The following is a 25,047-nucleotide window of genomic DNA, read 5'->3' as shown; positions in this document are numbered from 1 at the left end:
TCGTTCCTCCCCCAGCTACCGCTGGGAGGTGCCCCCAGGCGATGGGGGTACCTCCCATGCCCTTCAGGCAATGGGGGAGGGTGGGCACAACCCACGACGCACGGTGGTCTGTGTCTCGTACCCGCAACCCAGAACCTGGGCGCAACGGTGCGTCCCGCTGGCCGTCGGCGCTGCGCCGACGGCCAGCGGGGCGACCGGTTCAGTCGCCGGCGTGCGGTGCGACGCTGAACGTCGCGTGCAGCCGACGGGTGTGGTCCACCTGCCGTACCGGCCCGGTGAGCGTCACCGTCGCCGTCAGCCGCGCCTCGGTGCTGGAGGCGCTGAGCCGCAGCTCCAGCTCACCGGGCTCGACGATCCGCCGCCCGCCACGGCCGGTGAAGGACGCGAGGTCGGCCGGCACGGTGACGTGGACGCGGCTCGCCTCTCCGGCGGCGAGCGGCACCCGCACGTACCCGATCAGACGCTGGACCGGCTGCACGACCGAGGCGGCGGGGTCGTGCAGATAGAGCTGCACGACCTCGGTGCCCTCGCGGTCCCCGGTGTTGCGCACCGTGAGGGCCAGCTCCACCTCGCCGTCCGTCGCGGCCTGCGTGTCGTCCACGCTGAGGTCGGACCACTCGAAGGTGGTGTACGTCAGGCCGTGCCCGAACCCGTAGGCCGGTGTCGGGTCTGTGCTGGACACGTCGCTGCGCTGGCCGAGGGGGGCGGCCAGGTAGGTGGACGGATGGACGCCGGGCCGACGTGGGACGCTGACGGGGAGCCGTCCGGCCGGGGTGACCCGTCCGCTGAGGACTCCGGCGATGGCCGCGGTGCCCTCCTCGCCGGGGAAGAAGGACTGGACGACGGCCGCGGACTCCTCCACGGCGCGGCCCAGCGCGTAGGGCCGTCCGGCCAGCAGCGTCACGACCACCGGCGTACCGGTGTCGAGGAGCGCATCGAGCAGCTGCTGCTGCACACCGGGCAGCACCAGGGACTCCGAGTCGCAGCCCTCGCCGCTGGTGCCGCGGCCGAACAGCCCGGCCCGGTCACCCAGGGCGAGGACGACCACGTCCGCCCCCGCCGCCAGATGGACCGCCTCGGCGAAACCGCTGGTGTCGGTGGTGTCGACGCTCGCGCCGGGCGCCGAGACGATCTCGCTGTCCGGGAACTCGGCGTGCAACGCCTGGCGAAGCGTCGGAAGCTCGATGCCGACCGGCACCTCGGGGTGGTGGACGCCGACATGCGCGGGGAAGGAGTAGCAGCCCAGGACCGCCGTGGCGGTGTCGGCGGTGGGGCCGATGAGGGCGATTCTCGCCGGGCGTGCCAGGGGGAGGGTGCCGTCGTTGCGGAGCAGGACGACGGCCTGCTCCGCGATCTCCCGGGCGATGGCGCGGTTGGCGGCCGTGTCCAGGTCCACCGATCCGCGCAGGGCCTCCGGGTCCGTCAGGTCGGCGTCGGCCAGCACCTCGGGCACCGGGTTCCAGTCGGCGTCGAGCAGACCCAGCTCCGCCTTCTGGATGAGCACGCGCCGCAGGGCGCGGTCCACCAGCTTCTCCGGCACCTCTCCCGAGGTGACAGCGTCGAGCAGCGGCTGTCCGAAGGTCTTGACGTTGGGCAGCTCCACGTCCACGCCCCCGGCGAGGGCGGCGCCGGCCGCTTCGCCCCAGGTGCCGGCCACGCCGTGCAGGGTCTTGAGGAAGGCGATGCCGAAGTAGTCGGCCACGACCGTGCCGGTGAAGCCCCAGGTGTCCCGCAGCAGCCCGGTGAGCAGCTGTTCGTCGGCATGGGTCGGCACACCGTCGGTGTCGGTGTACGACGCCATGACCGACCGGACGCCGCTTTCCCGCACTGCCATCTCGAACGGCGGGAGCATCACGTCGGCACGCTCCCGCGAGCCCATGCTCACCGGCGCAAGGTTGCGTCCTGCACGGGAGGCCGAGTAGCCGACGAAGTGCTTGAGCGTGGCGACGATTCCGGCGGACTCAAGGCCCTGGATGTAGGCGGTGGCGACCGTGCCCACCAGGTAGGGGTCCTCGCCGATCGTCTCCTCGACACGGCCCCACCGCGCGTCGCGCACGATGTCGAGGACGGGGGCGAGCCCCTGGTGCACGCCCACGGAGCGCATGTCCCGTCCGATGGCCTCGGCCATGCGCCGGACGAGTGCCGGGTTGAAGGTGGCACCCCACGACAGCGGTACGGGATAGGCGGTGGCGCCCCAGGTGGCGAAGCCCGCGAGACACTCCTCATGCGCCAGGGCCGGGATGCCGAAGCGATTCGCCTCGGCGATCCGGCGCTGGCTCCGCAGCAGGGACAGCGCCCCCAGCGCGGGATCGACCGGAGCCGTGCCGAACGGCCTGGTCAGCTGGCCGAGTCCGGACGGCAGCAGGGCGTCGAGGTCGACCGGCTCCTCCATGTCGTGCTGGTGCGGCGCGACTTCCCCGCCCTCGTCGGATGCTCCGACCCAGACGCTGTACAGCTGCGCGATCTTCTCCGGAAGGGTCATCTCGGCGATGAGCGCATCGGCACGGGTCTCGGCGTCGAGGGAGGGGTCGCTCCACAGGGGAGTCGCGGAATCTGTCTCTACGGACACGTTGTCGATCACTTTCCTCCGACGCCCATGAGCCCCTGGACCAGGGTGCGCCGGGCGAACAGGTAGACGAGCAGAACGGGAAGCATGGACACGACCACGGCGGCCAGCAGCCCGGGGATGTCCATGCCGTACTGGGTCTGGAAGTTGTACAGACCCAAGGTGATCACCTTGGTCGAGTCGGACTGGGTCAGCACCAGGGGGAACAGGAATCCGTTCCACGCCTGGAGCGCCGAGAAGACCACGATCGTCGCGACCCCGCCCTTGGACAGCGGCAGCACCAGCTGGAAGAAGACCCGCCAGATCGGGGCGCCGTCCATGGCCATGGCCTCATACAGGTCCTGGGTGATGTCGCGCATCACGCCGGTGAGGATGAGGGCGCACATCGGCAGCGAGAAGGCGGCGGTGGGCAGGATGACGCCGATGAGGTTGTCGTACAGACCGGCCTTGCTGATGACGTAGAACATCGGCACGATCACGGCCTGCGCGGGGATGGCGAGGCCGAGCAGGAACAGCCGGAAGACCCCCGTGGTGATCCGGCCGCGGCTCCTGACGATGGCGTACGACAGCGGCGGCACCAGCAGCAGCACGATGGCGACCACGCACATGGTGACGATCACCGTGTTGAGGAAGTACTCACCGAAGCCGCTGGAGAACACGTTGGCGTAGTTGTCCAGCGTGAAGTGCTTGGGAAAGCTCAGCGGACCGCCTGCGCTGTAGTCGCTGCGGCTCCTCAGGGTGGCGGCCAGCATGACGTACAGCGGCAGGGCCACCAGGCAGAGCCACATCACCGATCCGAGGCCGGCGAGGTAGTTGGGGCGGCGCTTCATCACAGGCCCTCCATTGAGCTGCGCATCTTGTCGTACCCCGAGAGCCGCACCATGATCAGGGAGATGATGGTCGCGGCGACCACGAGGACGAGGGCGATGGCGGAGCCGACGCCGTAGTCGAAGCTCTTGAACGCCTTTTGGTACATGTAGAAGGCGCTGATGGTCGTGTCGGTGCCGGGGCCGCCCTGGGTGAGGATCAGGACGGTGTCGAAGGTCGTGAGGCCGCCGACCACCATCATGATCCCCGAAGTGATCATGGTGTTACGCAGCTGCGGCAGCGTGATGTGGAAGAACTGCCGGAACCTGCCCGCGCCGTCGAGCTCCGCCGCCTGGTAGAGCACCTTCGGAATCGCCCGCGCCGCACCCTGGTAGATCAGGCTGTGCAACGGCACGTACTGCCAGGCGCCCACGAAGACCAGCACCCCGAGGGCGCTGGCCTGCTCGCCGAACAGATTGCCGTCCCCGAACAGCCACTTGGCCCGGGCGGGCACGCCGAAGTTCGGGTCGAGCAGGGAGCGCCAGAGGACCGACACCGCCGTCGCTGACAGCAGCAGCGGGATGAAGTAGATCGCCGACAGGACGGCGCGGTTGCGCTGGTGTCCGGCCGCCCAGACGCCGAGCAGGATGCTCAGCGGCGTCTGGATCAGCACGCCGAGCACGGTGAGCAGCACGCTCAGCCAGAGGCTCTTGACCAGGACGGGGTCGTCCAGCAGCTTGGACCAGTTGTCGGCCCCGACGAACTTCGGCGATCCCAGTCCGTCCCAGCTCACGAAGGACAGCACCGCGACCAGGACCAGCGGCACGATGGCGAACAGGACGAAGAACACGGTGGCGGGGGCCGCCCAGGCAAATCCTGGGCGGCCCACCTGGGCGGCGGCCCGACGCGCGGGCCTCCGCCTGTTCGAGGTTTTCTCGGTGGTGATGGTGGTCATCTCGGTTGTCCGGCTCACGACGTGGGCAGGGCCTGCATGGCCTTGATGAAGCCGTCCGCGTCGAGCTGTCCATTGAGGTACTGCTGGACGGCCTGGTGCATCGGCGTGGACGCGGTCTGCGGGTAGGCCTGGTCCCACGACAGCTGGAAGGACGGGGCCTTCTTGACCAGGTCGAGCTGGAACTTCGAGTACTCCGGGCTGGCGGAGGAGCTGTCCAGGAACTTCTCGGTGTTGGTGGTCGTGGTCAGGTTGCCGATGGACAGCTGCGCCTTGACGAACTCATCCGAGTACATGAGCTTCAGGAACTCGGCGACCGCTTCCGGGTGCTTCGTCTTCTTCAGCACCGAGTAGAAGTTGTTGGTGTTGCCGACGACGTTGTTCGAGTCGCCCTTGCCACCGTCGACGGTGGGGAAGGCGGTGTAGCCCAGGTCGCTCTTGGCGAACTCGGGGTGGTCCGTCTGCTGCTGGGAGTACTCCCAGGAACCCATCAGCTCGAAGGCGGCCTTGCCGCTCGCCAGCAGCGCCACGGAGCCGCCGTTGGTGTACTTGACCGAGTCGTAGTTCTTGCCGAACGCGCCGGCGTCGACCAGCTCCTTCAGCATCGACAGCGCCTTCTTGCTGTCGGCGCTGTTCCAGGCATCCTTGTCGCCGTTCAGCGCCTTCTCGAAGAGGCCGGGCCCGGCGACGCGGTCGTAGAGGTACTCGTACCACATCAGGGTCGGCCACTGGTCACCGCCGCCGAGGGCGATGGGGGTGACACCCTTGGCCTTCAGCTTCTTGACCGCCGCCAGCAGGTCGTCCCAGGTCTTGGGCGCCTCGACACCCGCCTCCTTGAGGACCTTCTGGTTGTTGAAGAGCAGCACCGGCTGGGTGCCGCGCATCGGCACGCCGTAGGACTTGCCGTCGACCACAGCGGCGTTGAACACCGACGGCAGGAAGTTGGACTTCAGGCCGGGGTCCTTGGCGATGAAGTCGTCCAGCGGCAGAAGCAGGCCGGCCTTCACGAAGGGCTTGATGCTGCCGCCGCCCCAGTTGAAGAAGACGTCGGGCGCCTGGTCCGTGTTGATGATCGTCTGCAGCTTCTGCTGGTAGTCCGCACCGGGGATGGTGTCCAGGACCGCCTTGACCTTCGAGGTCTTGTTGAACTCCGCGACGATCTTCTTCTCCACCTTGTTGGCGGAGTCACCGTAGACCAGGACGTGGATCTTGTCGTTGCCCCCGCCACTCGACGAGTCGTCCGAGTCGCCGCACGCCGACAGCGTGAGTCCCATGGCGAGTGCTGCGCCAGCGGCAACCGCGCGTGGGAGCCATGCCCGCTTCTTCATCGAAGCCCCTCCGAAAATTATCGTGCCCAACACCGAAATATGTTGTGCGCGGAGTGACGCTAGGCGCCGCCTCAAAGTGGGTCAACCCTCCAGCGGTGGGTTACCGAAGCGTTACAGGCCTGTCGTATGCTGCCGCTCATGCGCGATGACGACGAGACGGGGCGCGTCACCCTCGCCCAGGTTGCCGAAAAGGCGGGCGTCTCAATTTCGACAGTTTCGAAGGTCCTCAACGGCCGCCAGGACGTTTCGCCGCCGACCCGGGTCAAGGTCGAGCGGCTGCTGGAGACCCATGGCTACCGGCGGACCCCGAAATCCGCGGGCGAGGCCCCGCTCATCGAGATCGTCTTCCACGAGCTGGACAGCATCTGGGCCATGGAACTGATCCGGGGCGTGGAGAACGTCGCCGTGGCGAACGACGCGAGTGTGGTGCTGACCGAGAGCGGCACGCGGCACGCCCCGACTCCCGACTGGATCGAGAAGGTGCTGCGACGCCGCCCGCTCGGCGTGATCCTCGTGTTCTCGTCCCTGCCGCTGGAGTTCAAGCAGCAACTGCGGTCCCGCGCCATACCGTTCGTCATCATCGACCCGGCCGGCGACCCGGAACCGGACGTGCCCTCTGTGGGCTCGGCCAACTGGTCCGGCGGACTCGCCGCGACCCGGCATCTGATCGAGAACGGTCACCGCCGCATCGGGATCATCACCGGTCCCGAGGACATGATGTGCTCGCTGGCCAGGCTCGACGGCTTCCGCTCCGCCATGAGCATGGCCGGACTGGAGATCGACCAGGACCTCGTCCGCTTCGGTGACTTCCACGTCGAGGGCGGCTACTCGCGGGCGATGGAACTGCTGCAGCGCCCGGACCGGCCCACCGCTATCTTCGCGGGCAGCGACCTTCAGGCCCTCGGCGTACTGGAAGCGGCGCGCGTCAACGGACTGCGCATTCCGCACGATCTGTCGGTCGTCGGTTACGACGACGTCCCGCTCGCCCAGTGGACGAGCCCGGCGCTGACCACCGTGCACCAGCCGCTGCAGAAGATGGCCGAGGAGGCGGCGCAGATGCTGCTGCGGCTCAGGGCCGGCGACCCCACCATCACGCGCCTGGAGCTGGCAACCAGCCTGGTCGTCAGGAAGAGCACAGCCCCTCCCCCGCGCCCCTGAGTCACGCGGGCGGCCACCGGCCCCCCGGATCGGCGGGGCTGACTTCGGGCGCGAGCGACGACGAAGCGGCGCGGTGATCGGTGATCACCGCGCCGCGCGTTCATCGGCTGATGTGCGTTCAACGGCTGTTCATCGGGTGTCGTGCCTCAGGAGGCTGTGCACGCACCGATGATCGGCGCCGACGTGTTGCCGTTCGTCATGACGGTGAACCCGAAGCTCGTCGAGGCACCGGCTGCCAGGCTGCCGTTGCCGTTCGGCTTCATCGTCATCACGTTGCCGCTGGTGTCCCAGGTGGGGCTGCCGTTCCAGGTCGCAGAGATCTTCTGCGGCGAGGTCACGGTGACGGTCACGGTCCAGCTGGTGATCGCGGAGCTGCCCGCGGTGATCGTCACCTTGCCGTTGAAGCGGTCGCTCCACTCTTCGGCCTTGCTGTAGGTCGCAGTGCAGATGGCGCCACTGCCGCCACCGCCGGAGCCGGCACCGCCGAGTGCGGCGAGGACGGAGGTGTAGGCCGCCTTCTTGGTGTAGTTGCTGTCGAAGAGCAGGGGCGTGCCGCTGCTGCGCCAGGAGTACTTGTCGGTGATGCCCCACACGGTGATGCCGGTGCAGCGCGAGACGGCCAGACACGCCTTCACCACGTTGCTGTAGCTGGTGGCCTGGGATGCTCCGGACCCCTCGATGTCCAGCTCGGTGATCTGCACGTCGAGACCGAGGTCCGCGAAGCGCTGCAGGTTCGCCTGGTAGTCGGACGGGACCGGTGAGGCGCTGTTGAAGTGCGACTGGAAGCCGACGCAGTCGATCGGCACACCGCGCGCCTTGAAGTCCTTGACCATGTTGTAGACGGCGGTGCTCTTCGCGTTGACGCCGTCGGTGTTGTAGTCGTTGTAGCAGAGCTTGGCGCCGGCGTCGGCGGCTCGGGCGGTGCGGAATGCTTCCTCGATGTAGCCGTCACCGAGCTTGTCCTGGAACGGCGAGCTGCGCCGGGCACCGCTGGTGCCGTCCTGGAACGCCTCGTTGACCACGTCCCAGGAGTGGATCTTGCCCGAGTAGTGCTGCATCACCTTGGTGATGTGGTTGTTCATCGCCGAACGCAGGTCGGTGGCGCCGAGGTTGCTCACCCAGCCCGGCAACTGGGAGTGCCAGACCAGGGTGTGGCCGCGCACCTTCATGCCCTTGCTCTGCGCATGGCTGACGATCTGGTCGGCCGAGGTGTAGGTGAACGAGTTCTGCGTGGGCTCCACGGCGTCCCACTTCATCTCGTTCTCCGGCGTGACGGAGTTGAACTCGGTGTCCAGCGTGGAGACGTACTGCGATTCGCCCAGGTGACTCGCGGCGACAGCGGTGCCGAAGTACCGGCCCTTCTCGGCCGCGGCGGCGCCGAGCGTGCTCGCGGCGCCGGCACTGCCCGCCAGCGTGACGACGCCGGCCGTGGCGAGGAGACCCGCCACGCCTAAGGCGACCGCCTTGCGGGCCCGCGACCGCGGTGGTGGACCCACGGGTCCGCCGTGAATTGATGTGATCACGTCAACCTCTTCTTTTCGAGTTCCAGATGGACGGAGGAGACCGTCCGGGCCGTTACGGAAGGGCGCCACGCGAGGAGCCGCACGAGGGCAGGACGCACCCGTGACGCGGGGGCCGCGCGGCGAGAGGTGGAACGAACGGTGGCGAGTGTGGCAGCCACTTTCTGCAACGTCAACGTCAAGTTTCAGAAATATTTCGATACCGGAACACGACAACCGTGCCCCACCGCGCACGGCCATGACCAGCTTAAACACACCTTCATGGGAGAGTGGGTGGAACCCGATGTCAGCACCTTCGGGCCTCACTCCAGCGGAGAGTTACGGCAATTCACCGAAATAATTGACGGAGAGTCACCGAAACATCTCTCTGCATACGGGACGGGGGCGCCTCATGCGCGCTACAGGTGGAGAGTTTCGGCCGTCGACGGGAGGACTTCACCCTTATCCGTCCCCATCTAAGGCTTTTGCTCGCACTCGAAACGTTTCGAGACCCATGATGCTGCAGGCCTACAGGCGCGGGCCGCACCCCGGAGCGACCGGCGTGCGCTGACCAGCGATCGGCGGGCGGTGTCAGATGTCCGGATGTGGGCCGTCCAGGTTCCGGCACACGAATTCCCCGAAGGTGTCCCACGTCGACTCGACGGCTCGGGGCCCGGCGGCCGCGGCGAGAGCGGCGGATGCCATCCTTGATCGTCAGGCGATCTGTCCCGGTTCCTTCGGAGGTGACCCTGGAGAACGGGATACCATACCCCTGAGGGTATAGGCGAGGGAGTCGTTGTGGAGTTGCAGTTCGAGGGCGGGGAGCTGAAGGCCGTACTGAACCGGCTGCGCCGGGCTCAGGGCCAGATCTCCGGTGTCATCCGGATGATCGAGGAGGGACGCGACTGCGAGGACGTCATCACGCAGCTCGCCGCGGCCTCGCGAGCCCTCGACCGGGCGGGCTTCGCGATCATCGCCACGGGTCTGCAGCAGTGCCTGACCGACGTGGAGAACGGCGCGAAGAACGGCGAGACCACTGAGCAGATGCGCGCCCGGCTGGAGAAGCTGTTCCTGTCGCTTGCCTGAGTTCCAGGCAAGCGTGACGGGCCCCGGCTCAGGAGAGCCGGGACCCGTCGCGGTGCCTTTAGCGGCCGCCGCCACCGCCGTGACCGCCGCCACCGCCGTGACCACCACCGCCACCGTGACCGCCACCGCCGTGACCGCCACCGCCGTGACCGCCACCGCCGTGACCACCGCCGCCATGGCCGCCGTCACCGTGACCGCCGCCATGGCCGCCACCGTTGTGACCGCCATAGCCGCCACCGTCGTGACCGCCGTAGCCGCCGCCATCATGGCCACGCCCATAGCCGTTGTTGTAGTCGCTCCAGTAGCCGCGTCCGTTGTCGTGGTTGCGGCCGTTGTCGTGGTCTGAGTAACCCGAATCGTGATGCGAACCCGAGTCAGCGGCGCTGGCGACGCCGGCGCCGGTGAACGCCAGCACAGCCGCGGCGAACAGCGCGGCAGCCAGGCGCCCGAACCTGGACAGGATTGCACTCATGATGCTTGCCTCTCAGGGGGAAATGGATTGTTGCTGATCCCGGAACATCCAGGTCCAGCCCGCATCCGGCCCTCCACGGGGACCTGACGCTTGGGAAACGCTCACGGCCCTGATCCGACGCCCCGCCCAGCGCGCGCAGGCAACAAAAAGCCCTGAGCCACGGCTGTGGACGTGTGGCTCGACGCCGGACCCTCGCGGCTCACCGATGTAGTGCGGCAGGCCGTACTTCCGCGACGCACCCTCCGACCGGACCGCGGCTCGCGGTCACGGTGCCGACCGGCCTCCGAGGCCCCGTGCGGCCTTCCCATCAAGCCCTACGAATCACCTCGTGTCATCACGCTAGGCAGATAACCGGCAAAACGTCAACTACTACAGAAATCACCCAAAGAAGGGCGTTGCGCTATGCGCGATCCCGCGTCGGATTCGCCCTCTTATGTAGCTCTTTGAGAAGACTTCTTTGCATTGATACCTTCTCGTCATGCACGAGACTCAGCAGCCCGAAGTCTCGGACGCCAGGGCGCTCAGAGGGCTCGCCCATCCCCTCCGGCAGCGAATGCTCGCCCGGCTGCAGCGCCACGGCCCAGCCACCTCCGCCGACCTGGCGGCCGAGTTCGGCGCGGACCGCGGCGCCACCAGCTATCACCTGCGCCAGCTCGCCAGGTTCGGCTTCATCCAGGAGGACACCACCCGGTCGACCGGCCGCCGCAAGTACTGGCGTGCCGTGCCGGAAGACGTGCGGCTCCCCCGCCATGCAGGGAGCGAGGAGGCGGAAACGACGGCCCAGGAGATCGGGCACCGGTGCTGGGAACGCGCGGAGCACGACCTGGCCGCATTCCTGAGCACTCCCGAATCCTTCGGTGAGTTCGGCGCCGCGGCCCTCCACTCACTGGGCGGCACCACGCTGACGGCCGGGGAACTGGCCCGGTTCACCGAGGAGTACATCGCGTTTCTCACTCGCTGGCACCGCGAACCGGATCAGGCTCCGCCGGGCAGCCGGCACATCACCGTGCTGTTCAACGCGTTCCCGACGCCGGAGGACGGTGACCGGCACGGGTCGACTCCGGCACAGCCGCACGCCGGCGGTGATGCCCGCCAGTCCCCATGAGTCATGGGCGACTTCGCCGAACCTGTGCAGGCGTCAGATCGCGCTGCGCGCGGTGCCGTGAGCGGCCTGTCCCCCAGGCGGTGGGGCGAACACCGCGCGACAGCAGATCAGTTGGTGCGATGCCTCACATGTCCGGGGCCTCTGCCGGCGGTCCCGTCGGTGGTTCGGCCACGGTGACCTGGGCGGGACGCAGCAGGTGACCGCCGACGCGATAGCCGGAACGGTGGACGGCTGCGCAGGTGGACCGGTCGACCCGGTCCGAGTGGTCGTAGGAGACGGCCTCGTGCAGGGCGGGGTCGAACGCCTCCCCTTCACGGCCGTACGACTCCAGGCCGAGGGAAGCCAGTTGGTGCTCGAGGGCATCGATGACCCGCCGGAAGCCACCCTTCACTTCGCCGGCCTCGTCGGCCTGCTGAACCGCGTCGAGTACGGGCAGGAGCCCCGCGAGCACGTTGGCCACGGCGATCTCGCGGACCGCCAGCCGGTCGCGTTGCACCCGCTTGCGATAGTTGTCGTACTCGGCCTTCAGCCGCTGCAGGTCCGCGGTGCGTTCCTTCAGCTGCGCGCGCAGCGCCTCGGTCTCGGTCCGCTCCGTCCCCTCCGTCTGCTCCGTCCGCCCGCTCGGCTGCGCCGGCGCAGGGGCGCCGCGCCGGTCGGCCGCGGGCAGTCTCCGGCCTGGGGCGGCGGGGCCGTCCTTGAGGCCGGAGCGGCCTGCGGGGGGCGCCAGTTCGACGGAATCGCCGCCTGCGCCCCCGTACCGCGGCCGAAGGGTGGTGACCGGATCGATGCGCCGCTCGTCCCGGATGAGCACCGGCCGGTCCTTGCGCTGGTGCTCGTGCGGTCGGTTCATCCCGTGCCTCCCTTCGGATGCTGCTCGTCATCGACGATCTCGGCGTCGACGACGTCTTCTTCCGCGCCCGTCGCTCCGGTGCCGGCCGGTCCGCCGTGAGCCTCGGACGCCTGAGCCTGGGCCGCCTGCGCCTGCGCGTACATGGCGCTGCCGATCTTCTGAGCGGCGGCCGCCGCCTTCTCCGTGGCCGTGCGGATGGCGGCTGTGTCGTCGCCTTCGGCGGACGCTCCCTTGAGCCTGTCCTTCAGCTCGGCCAGCGCAGCCTCAGTCTCGGCCTTCACGTCGTCCGGGATCTTGCCCGGGTTGTCCTTGATCAGCCGCTCGGTCTGATAGACGAGCTGTTCGGCCTGGTTGCGCGTCTCGGCGGCCTCCCGCCTGCGGCGGTCGTCCTCGGCGTGCTGCTCGGCCTCCCGGACCATGCGGTCGATGTCGTCCTTCGGCAGCGCGGAGCCACCGGTGACGGTCATCTTCTGTTCCCTGCCGGTACCCAGATCCTTGGCCGACACGTGCATGATCCCGTTGGCGTCGATGTCGAAGGCGACCTCGATCTGCGGAACGCCCCGGGGCGCGGGCGGCAGGCCGGTCAGCTCGAACATGCCGAGCTTCTTGTTGTACGCCGCGATGTCCCGTTCGCCCTGGAAGACCTGGATCTGCACGGACGGCTGGTTGTCCTCGGCCGTCGTGAAGATCTCCGACCGCTTGGTCGGGATGGTCGTGTTCCGCTCGATGAGCCTGGTCATGATGCCGCCCTTGGTCTCGATACCGAGCGACAGCGGGGTGACGTCGAGCAGCAGGACGTCCTTGACCTCGCCCTTGAGCACACCGGCCTGCAGCGCGGCACCGACGGCCACGACCTCGTCCGGGTTGACGCCCTTGTGCGGATCCTTGCCGGTCAGCTCGCGCACCAGGTCCGTCACCGCCGGCATCCGCGTCGAACCGCCCACCAGGATCACGTGGTTGATGTCCGAGACCTTGATCCCGGCGTCCTCGACCGCGTTGCGGAACGGGGTCTTGCAGCGCTCCAGGAGATCGGCGGTCAGCTGCTGGAACTGGGCGCGCGTGAGCTTCTCGTCCAAGTGCAGCGGACCTTCGGCCGAGGCGCTGATGTACGGGAGGTTGACGGTGGTCTCGGTCGCCGCGGACAGCTCGATCTTCGCCTTCTCGGCGGCCTCGCGCAGCCGCTGGACGGCCATCTTGTCCTTGGACAGGTCCACGCCGTAGTGGTTCTTGAACTGCTGGGCCAGGTGCTCGACGATCCGCTGGTCCCAGTCGTCGCCTCCGAGGTGTGTGTCGCCGTTGGTGGCCTTGACCTCGACCACTCCCTCGCCGATCTCGAGGAGCGACACGTCGAAGGTGCCGCCGCCCAGGTCGAAGACGAGGATCGTCTGGTCGTTCTCCTTGTCGAGCCCGTACGCGAGCGCGGCCGCCGTCGGCTCGTTGATGATCCGCAGCACCTTCAGCCCGGCGATCTCGCCTGCCTCCTTGGTGGCGGTGCGCTGCGCGTCGTTGAAGTACGCGGGGACGGTGATGACCGCGTCCGTCACGTCCTCGCCCAGGTACGCCTCCGCGTCCCGCTTCAGCTTCTGCAGCACCCGGGCCGAGATCTCCTGGGCGGTGTACCTCTTGCCGTCGATGTCGCCGGACTCCGGGAATCGCCACTGCGCGTCGCCCATGTGGCGCTTCACCGACCGGGCCGTACGTTCCACGTTGGTGACCGCCTGGCGCTTGGCGATCTCGCCGACCAGCACGTCGCCGCCCTTGGCGAAGCCCACGACCGACGGCGTGGTCCTGGCGCCCTCGGTGTTGGTGATGACAGTGGGCTCGCCGCCCTCCAGCACGCTCACCACGGAGTTGGTCGTCCCGAGGTCAATACCGACTGCCCGTGCCATGTCAGATCTCCCTCCTGCACGCGCTCACACCTGCGGCACGCAGACACCCTTCAACACCCGTGGTAAATCCTGAGTCGCCTCAAGTCAAGAATCCTTAGCGCAAACCTGTGCGGCGGGCTGGAGGACCGGCGGTCAAGGCACTGGAGAACCCGCGGTGAACAGGGCGTTCCGACGGCTGGGGCCGCCGTCCCGGCCTGCCGCCGACGGAGCGTGTACGGACGCCGCACGGGTACCCGAGCGGCGACATGGCCATGTAACCGTCGCGCTTCGGCGGGCGGTGGCGGGCCGCGGGGCCGCTCCAGGAGGAGTGCCGTGGAATGGTTCACGGACGTGGACTACTGGCTGGGCCGGCTCGGCTTTCAGCGCGGCCTGGCCGCCTTGTACTTCGTCGGGTTCCTCAGCACGGTCAACCAGTTCCGGGCGCTCATCGGTGAGCGCGGGCTGCTTCCCGTCCCGCGGTTCGTGGCGGCCGTCCCCTTCCGGCAGTCGCCCAGCATCTTCTACGTCCACTACTCGGACCGCTTCTTCGCGCTGGTCGCGTGGACGGGCGTGGCGCTGTCCGCCGCACTGGCCGCGGGGGCGGGCGACCTCGTCCCCCTGTGGGCGTCCCTGCTGATGTGGGCCGCCCTCTGGGTCATGTACCTGTCCATCGTCAATGTCGGGCAGACCTGGTACGCGTACATGTGGGAGTCGCTGCTGCTCGAGGCCGGTTTCCTGGCGATCTTCCTGGGCAACGAGCGCACGGCGCCGCCGGTCCTGGTGCTGTGGCTGCTCCGCTGGCTGCTGTTCCGGCTGGAGTTCGGTGCCGGGCTGATCAAGATCCGCGGCGACCGGTGCTGGCGCGATCTGACCTGCCTCTACTACCACCACGAGACCCAGCCGATGCCCGGCCCGCTCAGCTGGTTCTTCCACCGCCTGCCCCGGCCGGTGCACCGGGTGGAGGTCGCGGCGAACCACGTCGCGCAGCTCGGGGCTCCCGTCGCGCTGCTCACGCCGCAGCCCGTCGCCGGTGTGGCGGCCGGGGTCATCGTCCTCACGCAGCTGTGGCTCGTCGCGTCCGGCAACTTCGCCTGGCTGAACTGGCTGACCATCGTGCTCGCGCTGCCCGCGATCGAGGGAGGATACGCCGCGAAAGTCCTACCGTTGCCCGCTCCTCCCGCCTTTCCCGCCACACCGGCGTGGTACGAGGGCGTGGTGCTCGCCGTCAGCGCACTGGTGGCCGTGCTCAGCTACTGGCCGGTCCGCAACCTGCTCTCACGCCGCCAGATGATGAACTTCTCCTTCAACCCGCTCCACCTGGTCAACACCTACGGCGCCTTCGGCAGCGTCAGCCGGGTCCGCTACGAGGTCGTGATCGAGGGCACGGACGAGCCCGAGATCACCGACGGCACCGTGTGGAAGGAGTACCGCTTCAAGGGCAAGCCCGTGGACGTGCGCGGACTCCCGCCACAGGTGGCCCCGTACCACCTGCGTCTCGACTGGCAGATGTGGTTCGCCGCGCTCTCACCCCTCTACGCCCTGTCGTGGTTCGCGCCGTTCATCGGGCGGCTGCTCGACAACGACTCCGTCACCCTCAAACTCCTGCGCGGCAATCCCTTCCCCACCGCTCCTCCCACCTACATCCGCGCCCAGCTCTACAGCTACCGCTTCACCGGCCGGCGCGCCCTGCGGAAGACCCGCGCCTGGTGGGACCGCACGCTGGAGGGCGCCTACCTTCCGCCCGTGACCAAGGATCCGTGACGGCCGAGCGCCTTCCGCCCTGGCGGTTCGGCCGCGGGCGCGGCCGGCCTCAGTCGACCGGCCAGGTGTGGACGGGTGCGTTGAGATGCATGTAGTCCATGTACTGCTGCGTCATCCGCCGCAGCGCTTCGTGGTGGCCGACGTGGAACGAGTCGTCGATCCGGTGGTACATCTCCCGCTGCCACACAGCGCCGTTACGCCCGGTGACGCACCGTTGCTCGATGATGCCGAGCAGCGGCTCCCGCCACGCCGCGTCCATTCCCGAGAGCTCAAGACCCCGGTGCGCGAGCGGCAACAGGCGCCTCAGAACGAGTTCGGGCGCCGGGACCTCCCCCATTCCGGGCCAGTACAGCCGTGCGTCGATGCCGTGCCGCGCCGCCGTGTGGAAGTTCTCCTCCGCAGCCGAGAACGACATCCGTGACCAGACCGGCCGGTCCTCCTCCACCAGGGCCCGGGTGAGCCCGTAGTAGAAGGCGCCGTTGGAGAGGGTGTCGGCGACCGTCGGGCCCGCGGGGAGCACGCGGTTCTCCACCCGTAGATGCGGCTTGTCGTGCGCTACGGCGTAGACGGGGCGGTTCCAGCGGTAGATCGTGCCGTTGTGCAGGGTGAGCTCGGAGAGCTCGGGGATGTCCCCGCGCTCCAGCGTCTCCTTGGGGTTCTGCTCGTCGCAGATCGGCAGCAGCGCAGGGAAGTAGCGCACATTCTCCTCGAAGAGGTCGAAGACGCTGGTGATCCACCGCTCTCCGAACCACACGCGGGGCCGGACACCCTGCACCTTGATCTCCTGCGGGCGGGTGTCTGTGGCCTGCTCGAACAGGGTGATGCGGGTCTCGTCCCACAGTTCCTTGCCGAACAGGAACGGCGCGTTGGCGGCCAGCGCCACCTGGACGCCCGCGACGGCCTGGGCCGCGTTCCAGTAGTCGGCGAACTCCTCCGGGGACACCTGCAGGTGGAACTGCGTACTGGTGCACGCGGCCTCGGGGGTGATGGTGTCCGCGTAGGTCCGCAGCCGGTCCACACCGTCGATCTCGATCCGCAGATCCTCGCCGCGCGCGGCGAACACCTGCTCGTTCAGCAGCCGGTAGCGCGGGTTCTCCGACAGCGCCGCCTCGCCGACGTCCGACTGGCGCAGCGTGGGCAGGATGCCGACCATGATCAGATACGCGCCGACCGTCGCGGCCCGGTCGTCGGCGTGGTCGAGAGCGTTCCGGATCTCGGCCTCCCACGCGTCGGGCCCGCCGGCCGTCAGCCGTCGCGGCGGAATGTTGATCTCCAGATTGAACCGGCCCAGCTCGGTGGACCAGGCGGGGTCCGCGATCGCCTCGAGCACATCCCTGTTGCACATCGCCGGCTCGGCGTTGTCATGCACCAGGTTGAGCTCGATCTCCAAGCCGACCTGGGGCCGCTCCGACTCGAACCGCGACTCGCGCAGCATCTGCGCGAACGCGTCGAGGCACTCCTGCATCTTGATCCGGTACCGGCGGCGGTCCTCACGCGTGAACACCAGCGCCGGGACGTCCCGTCCCATCGGCCCTCCCGAGTCTCCTCGGCGGACACGTCATTACCTCCACCAGAATCCCACCGCCGGGCAGCACTGACGAGGCGGAGCCGTCGCCCGCCTCGCCCTCCAGCGGCAGCCGGCGAAGGAACGGTGGACGCGCGTAGCGCACTTCGTGCGAGGCCCTCTAGCGGGGCGGCGCGGTGGTGCGCATCATAGGTGTGCTTGTACCGCACAGCATTCCCCCTGCTCTCCTGCGCATCTTCCCTCACAGGGTTGATGCGCAGGCGCGATTTGTCATGCGCGCGCCAAAAGCGCGCCTTCCGGAAGGGAACGCACCATGGCTTGCGGAACGACCAGCCTGTGGGCCGGCGAGACCAGCTGGTTCTGTTGTGGGAACGCCTGGGGTCCGTGCAGCAGCGCGGGCGGCGGCGCCTGCGGAACCTGCAAGTCCGCCTCGTACCACGGCGCATGGCCCAACGCCTCGCAGGCGTGCTGGGACATCACCCGGCCCGACCTGTGCGGCGAGAACATCCCGCGGCGCGGCTGCGGCTCGGTCATGAACATCAGACACCAGTGCTCGGGCGCCACCGTGTGCATCACCATCACCGACTGCGGCCCGCGCACGAAGTCCTGGTGCGGCGAGGCCACCTGCTGCAACGGCGTGTGCCGCACCAACCGCGTGCTGGACCTCACGCCCGCGGCGTTCTCGGCCATCGGCAGCCTCAGCTCCGGCATGCTGCCGGTCTACATCTACGAGTGAGGGGGCGTCACGACATGACCGCTCGCCAGGGCATACCCGGCGGCGTCGGCCGCCGGCGCTTCCTCACGGGCGCCGTCGTCGGCGGCGCCACCATCGTCGGCGCGACCGCACTCGGCGGCATCGACGCCGACGCCGCCTTCGCCGCGCCCCAGCCCTCTCTCGACCCGGCGTTCGCCAAGTCCTCGTTCGTGGAGGGGCGGATCGTCCGGATCGACGGCAGCGTGCTGCACATCCTGGGCTCCCACGGCGACCGAGCGCGCGTCCAGCTGACCAACGCCACCAGCATCTGGAAGGTGGAGCCCACCACCGCTGACGCGATCGAGGCCGGCGACGGTCTCTACGCGCGTGGAGTCCCGATGCCAGACGGCAGCGTCGCCGCCGACGCCGTGTGGGTGAACATCGTCAACATGGCCACCACGATCCGTGGTATCGGGAAGAACCGGCTGCACTTCGCCCACGGCAGCCACGAGATCGTCGGCAACGTCGTCCCGGCCACCACCAACGCCTCGTACGCCGGCCGGGCCCTCACCTCCGATCTCTCCCAGCTGCGCATCGGACAGCACGCCCAGGTCCTGGGCGCGTGGCGGCCGTCCGACGACACCGTCGACGTCGTGCGCATCGCCGTCGGGACTTGAGCGGGCAGGGGGAGAGATGGACTCACTGACCTCAGGTCTGGCTCCGACGCCGGCATCGGGGCTGGTCCCCGCTCTGGTCCCGCTGGTCCTGGCCGGTCTGCTCGGATGGACCGGCGCGGTCAAGCTCTTCGGCCGCGGCACCGTCCGGCAGGCGCCCAAGACCGCGCTCGCCCGCATGCTGCGCAGCAGCGAACGGACGGTGCTCGTACTGCGCGCCGTGGGCGCGGCCGAACTGGTCGTCGCCGTCGGCCTGCTCGTCGCGCCTGCGCTGCTTCCCTCGGCGGAAGCGGGAGCAACGGCCGCGGCGCCGGGAGTCGCGGCTGCCGCCCTCGGGGCCGGGTTCCTCGGCTACCTCGCCCGGGCCCGGGCCACCGCCCCCGAATCGTCCTGCGGCTGTTCCGCGAGCGACGACGCCCCGATCACCTGGCGAGCCTTCGCCCGCGCCTCCGCGGTGCTGGCAGGTGGGGCGGTGTCGGCAGTCGGCGCTCGCGGTACAGCCGGGACAGCAGGGGGCAGTACGGCGGCGGACGGTGTGGCGCAGTCCTGGTGGACCGTGATCGAGGAACAGCCGTTCGCCTCAGTGGGCTTCCTGCTGGTGTCCTCGGCCGTGCTGGTGGGACTCTCGGCGGACCTCGACCGGTGGTGGCGGCTGCCGCTGCGCCGGTTCCGGCTGCGCCTGCTCGGCCATCCGTTCAACTCCGGCGGCGGGGAGGGCTCCGGCATTCCGGTCGCGGCCACGGTCGAGCTCCTGGAACGTTCGCTGGCCTGGCAGGCCACCTCGCCCGTCGTACGGTCGGGCCTGGTGGACCACTGGGACGAGGACGGCTGGCGCATCCTGCAGTTCACCGGCGTGTACGAGGAGGGCGACGCGGCCCGGCCGGTCGCCGTGCTCTTCGCGCTGGACGCGGCGGCGAGCACGGACACGACGGCCGAACCGGCCGTCCGGGTCGCCGTCGTCGACGCGGACACCGGCGAGGCGGTGGCCGCCGAACTGCTCTCGCCCGTGGCCCGCACCGCATTGCCACTCGTGGGCTGACGGCCTGTGTTCGCCGGCGCCCGTGCGGCGTCGGCGAACACCGCCGTCGTCGCCGGCGCCCCGCGTGGCGGCCGTTCCTGCCCCGGTACGGCCAAGGCACCCGCTCACGGCACCCCACTCAAGCGACACCGTTTGATCGATCAAAGTAGTGAGGGGTTAGCATATGAGCGCCGCCTAGCTCGAAAGATAAACTTGTGACTGTCATCGAGGACTCGTTCACCAACTGGAAGAACCGCGAGGAGATCGCGGAGTCGATGATCCCGATCATCGGGAAGCTGCACAGGGAGCGGGACGTCACGGTCCTTCTTCACAGCCGCTCCCTGGTGAACAAGTCGGTCGTCAGCATCCTCAAGACCCACCGATTCGCCCGGCAGATCGCCGGCGAGGAACTCTCCGTCACCGAGACGCTGCCGTTCCTGCAGGCTCTCACCACGCTCGATCTCGGTCCTTCCCAGATCGACATCGGCATGCTCGCCGCGACCTACAGCGCCGACGACCGTGGCCTGTCAGTGGAGGAGTTCACCGCCGAGGCCGTCGCCGGCGCCACGGGTGCCAACAAGCTCGAGGGCGGCGCGGGACGCGACGTCGTGCTCTACGGTTTCGGCCGCATCGGCCGCCTCGTGGCCCGCCTGCTGATCGAGAAGGCCGGCTCCGGCAACGGACTGCGGCTGCGCGCCATCGTCGTCCGCGGGGGCGGCGGCCGGGCCGGCGAGGATCTCGTCAAGCGCGCCTCGCTCCTGCGCCGCGACTCCATCCACGGCCAGTTCCAGGGCACGATCACCGTCGACGAGGCGAACAGCACGATCATCGCCAACGGCAACGCGATCAAGGTGATCTACGCCAACGACCCGTCGGAGGTCGACTACACGGCGTACGGCATCAAGGACGCCATCCTCATCGACAACACCGGCAAGTGGCGTGACCGGGAAGGCCTGTCGCAGCACCTGCGTCCCGGCATCGACAAGGTCGTCCTGACCGCGCCGGGCAAGGGCGACGTCCCCAACATCGTGCACGGCGTCAACCACGACATGATCAAGCCCGACGAGCAGATCCTGTCCTGCGCGTCCTGCACCACCAACGCGATCGTGCCTCCACTGAAGGCGATGGAGGACGAGTACGGCGTCCTGCGCGGCCACGTGGAGACCGTCCACTCGTTCACGAACGACCAGAACCTGCTGGACAATTACCACAAGTCGGAGCGACGTGGCCGTTCGGCGCCGCTCAACATGGTCATCACCGAGACCGGTGCGGCCTCCGCGGTCGCGAAGGCGCTGCCCGACCTCAAGGCGAGGATCACCGGCAGCTCGATCCGCGTCCCCGTGCCGGACGTCTCGATCGCGATCCTCAACCTGCAGCTCGCACGCCAGACCACGCGTGAGGAGGTCCTCGACTACCTCCGCAACGTGTCGCTGGCCTCGCCGCTCAAGCGCCAGATCGACTTCATCAGCGCCCCCGACGCGGTCTCGAGCGACTTCATCGGCTCGCGCCACGCCTCGATCGTCGACGCGGGCGCCACCAAGGTCGAGGGCGACAACGCGATCCTCTACCTGTGGTACGACAACGAGTTCGGCTACTCCTGCCAGGTCATCCGAGTCGTCCAGCACGTCTCCGGGGTGGAGTACCCGACCTACCCGGCCCCGGCGGTCTGACCCGGGCTGAGCGTCCGATCCTGTGTCCCGCCAAGCGGGGCGGTGGGGCGGCAACCGGTGCCTATCGGCGTCCGGTTGCCGCCCCGTCGGCATTCATCGGCCGACACGGGCAACGGCAACTGCGGAGCCATGTCACCGGCGAACCCACTGGTCGGCAACTCGCCGACAGGCAGAAGCAGATCGAGCGACAGACGCCGGGCGACGCCGCCTGCCTCATCCCCTACACTGTCTGCCTGCCCTCCGGGGTCGGGTCGAACTCCTGAAAATATCGCCATCCCGCAACCCCGTCAGACAGCATCAATCTGGGAGACCGCGCATTGAGCTGCAAGCCCCCCACCTGACGCAGCCGGCCATCCGGGTGCCGGTCGACGGCCGCCGCAGAGCCCGGCGACGACCTCTCCGAAGACCACCGGGCACGGGGCGCGCAACCGGCAGGCCCAGACAGTGAGCGCGACAGCGGCCAGGCCGTCCACGTCGGCAGGGATCGCTTGTCGGTTCCTCGCGTTCCGTTTCGAGACACCACTGCCTTCGCAAGCCCGTCACAGGAGAATCGTTGCACCACGATGAGCGCGCAGACCGGCCCGGAAGCCACGGGGAGCACCGGATACAGCAGGAGTTGAGCACGATCGCCCGAGCCGACCGATTCTACGAGGAGCAGGTGCTCGACCGGCTCAACTCGCGGATGCGTGAGTTCGTGGCGCGCCAGGAGATGTTCTTCCTCGCCACGTCCGACGCGCGTGGCGAGTGCGACAACACGTTCCGCGCCGGGCCGCCGGGCTTCCTTCAGGTGCTCGGTGAACGCTCGCTGGCGTACCCCGAGTACCGCGGCAACGGTGTCATGGCGAGCCTCGGCAACATCCTCGAAAACCCCCATGTCGGCATCCTGATGATCGACTTCGTCCGCGATCGGATAGGCCTGCACGTCAACGGCACCGCCCGCCTCGTCTCCGACGACGACATGCGCACCGTGTACCCGGCCCTCCCCCACGATCCGGTACCCGGCCGCCGCCCCCAGGCCTGGGTCGAGATCGAGGTCGAGGAGGCCTACATCCACTGTTCCAAGCACATACCGCGGATGGCCAAGCTGCCGACCGCCGGCGGCAGGGCGTGGGGAACCGACGACGTCAGGCGCAAGGGCGGCGACTACTTCGGAGCCGCGGCCGACGCCGCGCAGGACGGTTCGGACATCAGGAGACGGGTCACCCGTCAGTGGAGTCCGGATGCTTCGCACTGAGATCCGGATACTTTGCACTGGGATCCGGATCTTCGCACTGAGAAACGTCCAGGCCGGCCCTGTGCAGGGCCGGCCTGGACGTCTGATCAGCTGAGGTCGAACCGGTCCAGGTTCGAGACCTTGACCCACGCCGCGACGAAGTCGTTCACGAACTTCTCCTTCGCGTCGTCGCTCGCGTAGACCTCCGCGAGGGCGCGCAGCTCGGAGTTGGAGCCGAAGACGAGGTCGGCACGGGTGCCGGTCCACTTCAGCTCGCCCGTGGCGGCGTCACGGCCCTCGAAGGTGGTCTGGTCCTCCGAGGTGGACTTCCACGTCGTGCCCAGGTCGAGCAGGTTGACGAAGAAGTCGTTGGTCAGCGTGCCCGGGGTCTCGGTGAAGACACCGTGCGTCGAGCCGCCCTGGTTGGCGCCGAGGACGCGCAGGCCACCGACGAGGGCGGTCAGCTCGGGGGCGCTCAGGGTGAGCAGGTTGGCGCGGTCGAGCAGCAGGTACTCGGCCGGCAGGCGGTTGCCCTTGCCGAGGTAGTTGCGGAAGCCGTCCGAGGAGGGCTCCAGCGCGGCGAAGGACTCCGGGTCGGTGTGCTCCTCGGTCGCGTCCACGCGGCCCGCCGTGAAGGGGACCTCCACGTCGAAACCGGCGTCCTTGGCGGCCTTCTCGACCGCGGCGGCACCGCCGAGGACGATCAGGTCGGCCAGGGAGACCTTCTTGGCGCCGGAGTTGAACTCGGCCTGGACGCCCTCGAGGACGCGCAGGACCTGGGCGAGCTCGTCCGGGTCGTTGACCTCCCAGCCGCGCTGCGGCTCCAGGCGGATACGGGCGCCGTTGGCACCGCCGCGCTTGTCGCTGCCGCGGAAGGTGGACGCCGAGGCCCACGCGGTCGACACCAGCTGCGAGACCGTCAGGCCCGAGTCGAGGAGCTTGGCCTTCAGGGCCGCGATGTCGGCGGCGTCGACGGCCTCGCCCTCGGCCTGGGGCAGCGGGTCCTGCCACAGCAGGGTCTCCTCCGGGACCTCCGGGCCGAGGTACAGCGACTTCGGGCCCAGGTCACGGTGGGTCAGCTTGTACCAGGCGCGGGCGAAGGCGTCTGCGAACTGGTCCGGGTTCTCGTGGAAGCGGCGCGAGATCTCACCGTAGATCGGGTCGAAGCGCAGCGAGAGGTCGGTGGTGAGCATCGTAGGCAGACGCTTCTTCGACGAGTCGTGCGCGTCGGGGATGATCGCCTCGGCGTCCTTGGCCACCCACTGGTTGGCGCCGGCGGGGCTCTGCGTGAGCTCCCACTCGTAGCCGAAGAGGATGTCGAAGAAGTCGTTGCTCCACTGGGTGGGCTTGGTGGTCCAGGTGACCTCGAGACCGGAGGTGATGGCGTCGCCGCCCTTGCCGGTGCCGTAGGTGGACTTCCAGCCCAGGCCCTGCTCCTCCATGGAGGCGGCCTCGGGGTCGTTGCCGACGTGGTCGGCCGGGCCGGCGCCGTGGGTCTTGCCGAAGGTGTGGCCACCGGCGATCAGGGCGACGGTCTCCTCGTCGTTCATCGCCATGCGGCGGAACGTCTCGCGGATGTCGCGGGCCGCGGCGATCGGGTCCGGGTTGCCGTTCGGGCCCTCCGGGTTGACGTAGATGAGGCCCATCTGGACGGCGCCGAGCGGGTTCTCCAGCTCACGGTCGCCGGTGTAGCGCTGGTCGTCGAGCCAGGTGGTCTCGGGACCCCAGTACACGTCCTCGTCGGCCTCCCAGACGTCGGCGCGGCCGCCGCCGAAGCCGAAGGTCGTAAAGCCCATCGTCTCCAGCGCGACGTTGCCCGTGAGGATCATGAGGTCGGCCCAGGAGATGGACTGGCCGTACTTCTTCTTGACCGGCCACAGCAGACGACGGGCCTTGTCGAGGTTGCCGTTGTCCGGCCAGCTGTTCAGCGGCGCGAAGCGCTGCTGCCCGCGGCCGCCACCACCGCGGCCGTCGCTGATGCGGTAGGTGCCGGCGCTGTGCCAGGCCATACGGATCATCAGCGGGCCGTAGTTGCCGAAGTCGGCGGGCCACCAGTCCTGCGAGCTGGTCAGCACCTCGGCGATGTCCCGCTTCACGGCCGCCAGGTCGAGGGACTGGAACGCCTCTGCGTAGTCGAAGTCCGCACCGAGCGGGTTCGCGACAACGGGGTCCTTGGCGAGGATCTTGAGGTTCAGTCGCTCCGGCCACCACTGACGGTTGCCGCCGCCCTGAGTCGGGTGCGGGGCGCGCCCGTGCGCGACCGGGCAGCCACCGCCGCCCTCCGTCTTTGCGTCTGTGACGATCGCATCGGGGTTCTCAGACATGGGAATCCTTCCGGACTTGGGGGGATAGCGATGCTCAGGAACTGCGGGCGGTGGAACAGTCGGGGCACAGGCCCCAGTAGATGACCTCGGCCTCGTCGATCGAGAAGCCGTGGTCCTCGGCCGCGGTCAGGCAGGGCGCCTCGCCGACCGCGCAGTCGACGTCGGCGACGACACCGCACGACCGGCACACGATGTGGTGGTGGTTGTCGCCGACGCGCCCCTCGAACCGGGCCGGGCTGCCGGACGGTTCGATGCGACGTATGAGTCCCGCCGCGGTGAGTGCGTGGAGGGCCTCGTACACGGCTTGAAGAGAGATATGGCCTACACGATCACGCACCCCGGAGGCGATCGCCTCGACGCCGAGGTGGTCACCGTGCCGGACGGTCTGGAGCAGCGCGACGCGGGCGGCCGTCACTCGCAGGCCGGCACCGCGCAGCTCCTCGGCGATGGTCGGGTGAGCTGCGGTCATGACTACGA

General features: G+C 68.8%; 21 protein-coding genes. 10 read left to right on the top strand and 11 right to left on the bottom strand.

What is annotated here, in order from left to right:
* Window positions 1-199 precede the first annotated feature (199 nt).
* From ACWD4J_RS32985 to ACWD4J_RS32970, 4 genes are read right to left on the bottom strand one after another with little or no spacing between them, the layout of a single operon-like run.
* Window positions 200-2,569, bottom strand: a complete 2,370-nt coding sequence (locus ACWD4J_RS32985; RefSeq protein WP_451399147.1) for a beta-xylosidase/alpha-l-arabinosidase — start codon at window positions 2,567-2,569, stop codon at window positions 200-202.
* A gap of 8 nt (window positions 2,570-2,577) precedes the next feature.
* Entirely contained in the window at window positions 2,578-3,396 is an 819-nt protein-coding gene (locus tag ACWD4J_RS32980; protein WP_451399146.1) for a carbohydrate ABC transporter permease, read from the bottom strand.
* Window positions 3,396-4,328, bottom strand: coding sequence for a carbohydrate ABC transporter permease (locus tag ACWD4J_RS32975; RefSeq protein ID WP_451399145.1), 933 nt, complete (start codon window positions 4,326-4,328; stop codon window positions 3,396-3,398). The genes ACWD4J_RS32980 and ACWD4J_RS32975 overlap by 1 nt, the downstream gene beginning before the upstream one ends.
* 14 nt (window positions 4,329-4,342) lie before the next feature.
* On the bottom strand, window positions 4,343-5,653 hold the full coding sequence (locus tag ACWD4J_RS32970) for an ABC transporter substrate-binding protein (protein WP_451399144.1): 1,311 nt from the start codon (window positions 5,651-5,653) through the stop codon (window positions 4,343-4,345).
* A 126-nt stretch (window positions 5,654-5,779) separates the two neighbouring features.
* Here ACWD4J_RS32970 and ACWD4J_RS32965 point away from each other — a divergent pair, with 126 nt between their 5' ends.
* Complete coding sequence (locus ACWD4J_RS32965) at window positions 5,780-6,811, top strand: LacI family DNA-binding transcriptional regulator (protein ID WP_451399143.1); 1,032 nt, start codon at window positions 5,780-5,782, stop codon at window positions 6,809-6,811.
* Between the two features lie 146 nt (window positions 6,812-6,957).
* Here the strand turns inward: ACWD4J_RS32965 and ACWD4J_RS32960 are convergent, their stop codons facing one another.
* Window positions 6,958-8,307 (bottom strand): endo-1,4-beta-xylanase, encoded by a 1,350-nt coding sequence (locus tag ACWD4J_RS32960; RefSeq protein ID WP_451399161.1) that lies wholly within the window; start codon window positions 8,305-8,307, stop codon window positions 6,958-6,960.
* Window positions 8,308-9,108: 801 nt separating this feature from the next.
* Here ACWD4J_RS32960 and ACWD4J_RS32955 point away from each other — a divergent pair.
* The 3 genes from ACWD4J_RS32955 to ACWD4J_RS32945 all read left to right on the top strand — a co-directional run bounded on the left by ACWD4J_RS32955 (window position 9,109) and on the right by ACWD4J_RS32945 (window position 10,973).
* The gene (locus ACWD4J_RS32955) at window positions 9,109-9,396 is read left to right on the top strand and encodes a metal-sensitive transcriptional regulator (RefSeq protein WP_451399142.1); all 288 of its coding nucleotides are present in this window, start codon (window positions 9,109-9,111) and stop codon (window positions 9,394-9,396) included.
* On the top strand, window positions 9,389-9,742 hold the full coding sequence (locus ACWD4J_RS32950) for a hypothetical protein (protein WP_451399141.1): 354 nt from the start codon (window positions 9,389-9,391) through the stop codon (window positions 9,740-9,742). The genes ACWD4J_RS32955 and ACWD4J_RS32950 overlap by 8 nt, the downstream gene beginning before the upstream one ends.
* Window positions 9,743-10,346: 604 nt before the next feature.
* Window positions 10,347-10,973, top strand: coding sequence for an ArsR/SmtB family transcription factor (locus tag ACWD4J_RS32945; protein WP_451399140.1), 627 nt, complete (start codon window positions 10,347-10,349; stop codon window positions 10,971-10,973).
* Between the two features lie 124 nt (window positions 10,974-11,097).
* Here ACWD4J_RS32945 and grpE read toward each other — a convergent pair whose 3' ends face one another.
* Both grpE and dnaK read right to left on the bottom strand, forming a co-directional pair.
* Entirely contained in the window at window positions 11,098-11,823 is a 726-nt protein-coding gene (gene grpE / locus ACWD4J_RS32940) for a nucleotide exchange factor GrpE (protein WP_451399139.1), read from the bottom strand.
* Window positions 11,820-13,712 carry a molecular chaperone DnaK gene (dnaK, locus tag ACWD4J_RS32935; protein ID WP_451399138.1) on the bottom strand — a complete coding sequence of 631 codons (1,893 nt, stop codon included), beginning with the start codon at window positions 13,710-13,712 and terminating at the stop codon, window positions 11,820-11,822. Before dnaK ends, grpE begins: the two co-directional genes overlap by 4 nt.
* Window positions 13,713-14,024: 312 nt before the next feature.
* Between dnaK and ACWD4J_RS32930 the strand changes: the two genes are divergently transcribed.
* On the top strand, window positions 14,025-15,452 hold the full coding sequence (locus ACWD4J_RS32930) for a lipase maturation factor family protein (protein ID WP_451399137.1): 1,428 nt from the start codon (window positions 14,025-14,027) through the stop codon (window positions 15,450-15,452).
* A 49-nt stretch (window positions 15,453-15,501) separates the two neighbouring features.
* Here the strand turns inward: ACWD4J_RS32930 and ACWD4J_RS32925 are convergent, their stop codons facing one another.
* Window positions 15,502-16,980 carry a glutamate--cysteine ligase gene (locus ACWD4J_RS32925; RefSeq protein ID WP_451399136.1) on the bottom strand — a complete coding sequence of 493 codons (1,479 nt, stop codon included), beginning with the start codon at window positions 16,978-16,980 and terminating at the stop codon, window positions 15,502-15,504.
* A gap of 267 nt (window positions 16,981-17,247) precedes the next feature.
* Window positions 17,248-17,511, bottom strand: a complete 264-nt coding sequence (locus tag ACWD4J_RS32920; protein ID WP_451399135.1) for a hypothetical protein — start codon at window positions 17,509-17,511, stop codon at window positions 17,248-17,250.
* On the opposite strand from ACWD4J_RS32920, the gene ACWD4J_RS32915 reads away from it, so the two are divergent.
* The 5 genes from ACWD4J_RS32915 (at window position 17,510) to ACWD4J_RS32895 (ending at window position 22,267) form a co-directional block, all read left to right on the top strand.
* The gene (locus ACWD4J_RS32915; RefSeq protein ID WP_451399134.1) at window positions 17,510-17,713 is read left to right on the top strand and encodes an RlpA-like double-psi beta-barrel domain-containing protein; all 204 of its coding nucleotides are present in this window, start codon (window positions 17,510-17,512) and stop codon (window positions 17,711-17,713) included. The two genes, ACWD4J_RS32920 and ACWD4J_RS32915, sit on opposite strands and share 2 nt — an antisense overlap.
* Window positions 17,714-17,727: 14 nt before the next feature.
* The gene (locus tag ACWD4J_RS32910) at window positions 17,728-18,348 is read left to right on the top strand and encodes a cell wall protein (protein WP_451399133.1); all 621 of its coding nucleotides are present in this window, start codon (window positions 17,728-17,730) and stop codon (window positions 18,346-18,348) included.
* A 16-nt stretch (window positions 18,349-18,364) separates the two neighbouring features.
* Complete coding sequence (locus ACWD4J_RS32905; protein WP_451399132.1) at window positions 18,365-19,384, top strand: MauE/DoxX family redox-associated membrane protein; 1,020 nt, start codon at window positions 18,365-18,367, stop codon at window positions 19,382-19,384.
* A 194-nt stretch (window positions 19,385-19,578) separates the two neighbouring features.
* The gene (locus ACWD4J_RS32900) at window positions 19,579-21,033 is read left to right on the top strand and encodes a glyceraldehyde-3-phosphate dehydrogenase (RefSeq protein ID WP_451399131.1); all 1,455 of its coding nucleotides are present in this window, start codon (window positions 19,579-19,581) and stop codon (window positions 21,031-21,033) included.
* Between the two features lie 553 nt (window positions 21,034-21,586).
* On the top strand, window positions 21,587-22,267 hold the full coding sequence (locus ACWD4J_RS32895) for a pyridoxamine 5'-phosphate oxidase family protein (protein ID WP_451399130.1): 681 nt from the start codon (window positions 21,587-21,589) through the stop codon (window positions 22,265-22,267).
* 86 nt (window positions 22,268-22,353) lie between these two features.
* Here ACWD4J_RS32895 and katG read toward each other — a convergent pair whose 3' ends face one another.
* Both katG and ACWD4J_RS32885 read right to left on the bottom strand, forming a co-directional pair.
* Window positions 22,354-24,570: a catalase/peroxidase HPI gene (katG, locus tag ACWD4J_RS32890; RefSeq protein ID WP_451399129.1), complete on the bottom strand. Its 2,217-nt coding sequence runs from the start codon at window positions 24,568-24,570 to the stop codon at window positions 22,354-22,356.
* Between the two features lie 34 nt (window positions 24,571-24,604).
* Window positions 24,605-25,039 (bottom strand): Fur family transcriptional regulator, encoded by a 435-nt coding sequence (locus tag ACWD4J_RS32885; protein WP_451399128.1) that lies wholly within the window; start codon window positions 25,037-25,039, stop codon window positions 24,605-24,607.
* Between the last annotated feature and the right edge of the window lie 8 nt (window positions 25,040-25,047).

Source organism: Streptomyces sp. NPDC002577, from assembly GCF_053594815.1.
This window is presented reverse-complemented; position numbering and strand designations above follow the sequence as displayed.